At 28.9% G+C, this 2,522-nt stretch carries 2 protein-coding genes; both read right to left on the bottom strand.

Features of this window, described 5'->3' with window-relative positions; all coding sequences use genetic code 11:
* Nucleotides 1-57 precede the first annotated feature (57 nt).
* Complete coding sequence (locus EOL86_13600) at nucleotides 58-861, bottom strand: AAA family ATPase (protein ID NCD26610.1); 804 nt, start codon at nucleotides 859-861, stop codon at nucleotides 58-60.
* The gene (locus tag EOL86_13595) at nucleotides 833-2,392 is read right to left on the bottom strand and encodes an IS21 family transposase (GenBank protein ID NCD26609.1); all 1,560 of its coding nucleotides are present in this window, start codon (nucleotides 2,390-2,392) and stop codon (nucleotides 833-835) included. Before EOL86_13595 ends, EOL86_13600 begins: the two co-directional genes overlap by 29 nt.
* Nucleotides 2,393-2,522 lie beyond the last annotated feature (130 nt).

The following is a 2,522-nucleotide window of genomic DNA, read 5'->3' as shown; positions in this document are numbered from 1 at the left end:
TTTAATCTTAACAAATTGTTAACATTCCGTCTTTCCTTTTTCAATCATATTTTACATTTATTTATAATTTTTTAGTTGTTTTTCTCCTAATTGTTCTCTCATTGATGAGCCTTTCAAATTTATCCTGATAGAATTAAAAGCTACTCTATCTAATGAAGCATCTGCAACAGTTGGATCTGGGAATAGAGTTTGCCAGTTTTTTACTGGTATTTGAGCAACAAAAAGTATTGATTTATGATATGTATATCTATCATCTATTACTTCTAATAAATCATGTGCTGCTGTTTGTGTTAAAGGTTCTAGTCCAAAATCATCTAACACTAGTAAATCACTTTTTTTTAATTCTAATAATATTCGTTCATATTTGGCATTGGCATAAGCCAAATTTAATTCTTTTATTAATCTTGTTGTTCTATAGTATTTTACTTTAAACCCTTGAACACATGCTTCATGAGATAAAGCAGAAGCCACAAAGCTTTTACCCGTTCCTGTGGCACCTGTTACTATCATATTTAAATGGTTAGAAATCCATGAACAAGAAGCATATTGCACTAATTTATTTTTTAAACCTTCTCTATGCTCTGATTCAATAAAATCACTTAATACAGCTGAAGTATCCCTTATTCCAGAGTTTTTAATTAATCTTTGTAATCTATTGTTTTGTTTTCTTTCCCATTGCTTATCTACAATCATTGTCATTCTTTCATCAAAAGATAACTCTAAGGTTGAGCCAAAAGTTTCTTGTCTTTCAATTTCTTCTTTCATAGCAGAGAGTCTCATTTCTTTTAATCTTGTTAATGTTTGTTGATTCATTTGTTTTATTTCTCCTTTTTTATTTGTATTCACCACGAAGATTTTCATGGATTATTGGCTCATTATTTATTACAGGGATATTATCATTAGGTATTAAATAACATTTGGTTTTAATGATATTTGATATTTCTTTAGCTAATAATGTATTTGTAACTATTGCTCTTTTACATGCAGCTTCAACAATATCTATATTATGTCTTTCAATTAAATTGATTATTGAAAAGCACATTTTATATCCTTGTTGAGGTTTATCGTATTTGTTTAACCAATATTCAATTACTTCTAATGTACTAGGACCAATTTGAAGAGCTTTATCTCTATAATCTTTAGATTCCATTCTACTTTGAAGTTTGAATTTTAAATCTTTTTTAGGCATATGGGTATCACAAGAAATTCTAGTAATCCCTTTTAGGGCCTTTTGATGAGTTGCTACTCTTTTATGATTAATGTATATTTCAATTAGATTATGACGAGCATGTAGCTCGTATGGTTTAGATGCATATTGGTAAGGAACTGTATATTCACAACCTTTATATGTTGCTGCATATGTGTTGCTGATAGTTCCAGTTTTTAAATCATAAATTTCATAATCATTTGCTGGCAAAGGAAGTAAGTGGGGTTTGTCATATTTAAGAAATATTTCTTCTCTGCTTACTTTTATTTTTTTATCAGAATCTACTTTTCTAGCTAATTCTTTTGTTTCTTTAAAAATGAAATTATTTAATTCATTAAAACTGTTAAACACACCTTTGTCTTTGATTTTTTCAAGAATCCAGGTTTCAGCTTCTCCAACAAATTGTTCAACAGAACCTTTATCCTTTGGAGCTCTTACTCTAGCAGGAATAATTGCAACATCATAAAATCTAGCCATTTCTTGATACAAAGGGTTTAATTGAATGTCATAACATTTTCTACTTATTACTGCCGTTTTCGTATTGTCAGGAACCCAACACTCACTAATACCACCATACCATTTTAAAGCTTTAACATGAGCTTCGTTCCAATAAGATTGACTCATATGTTCACAGGCTATACAAAATGGATAAGAACTTAATCCAAGTGTTGTTACAAAAAAATAAGCAGTTTTAAGTTTTCCAGTTTTATAATCTCTTACACAATCAATTGTAGGCCCAACCCAATCTATGTAAAGGTTTTGTCCTGGTTTTCTCTCTATCGGTGAATAAACATAAGCTTTAGAATCTTTCTTCCATTTACGATATTTTTCATAAAAGTAAGATCTACTTGAATTGGTTTCATTATTAGAAACACATTTAGCATACATGAATTTAATATTTTTTTTACTACCTCTAGCATTGATTTCTTCATCAATCTCTTTCCAATTAGGAAGAATTATTTCTGATGAATCTAATTCCTTAGGAAAAAATAGTTGTTGCATTTCATAATCATTGTATTTTGCAATTGAATCATAATTTAATTCATGAATTCTACAAATTCTTAAAATATTAGCAACAGAACTTTTACTACATCCGACACTTCTTGCTATTGCACGAGTTGATAGATTAAATTCAAATTTCAAACGAATAATTTCTTTAATCATACTAATTTGAGTACTCCTCATATTGGGATCTCCTTTAAATGTTTTTATTTAAAGTTAATCCTTAATTTGAGAAATTTAAATACTGTCCAAATGTAGCATAATGCTGTCCACATCAGAGTGGAATACTGTCCAAGTTAGAGCATAGAATGCA

It is taken from the genome of Deltaproteobacteria bacterium (genome assembly GCA_009930495.1).
GTDB lineage: Bacteria > Desulfobacterota > Desulfovibrionia > Desulfovibrionales > Desulfomicrobiaceae > Desulfomicrobium.
The sequence above is the reverse complement of the archived record's forward strand: the minus strand, read 5'-3'. Positions and strand labels throughout refer to the sequence as shown.

What these genes read in the sequence shown, in the direction of transcription:
- EOL86_13600 (NCD26610.1), bottom strand. Translation starts at nt 861, where the DNA reads ATGAAAATCTTCGTGGTGAATACAAATAAAAAAGGAGAAATAAAACAA.
- EOL86_13595 (NCD26609.1), bottom strand. Translation starts at nt 2,392, where the DNA reads ATGAGGAGTACTCAAATTAGTATGATTAAAGAAATTATTCGTTTGAAA.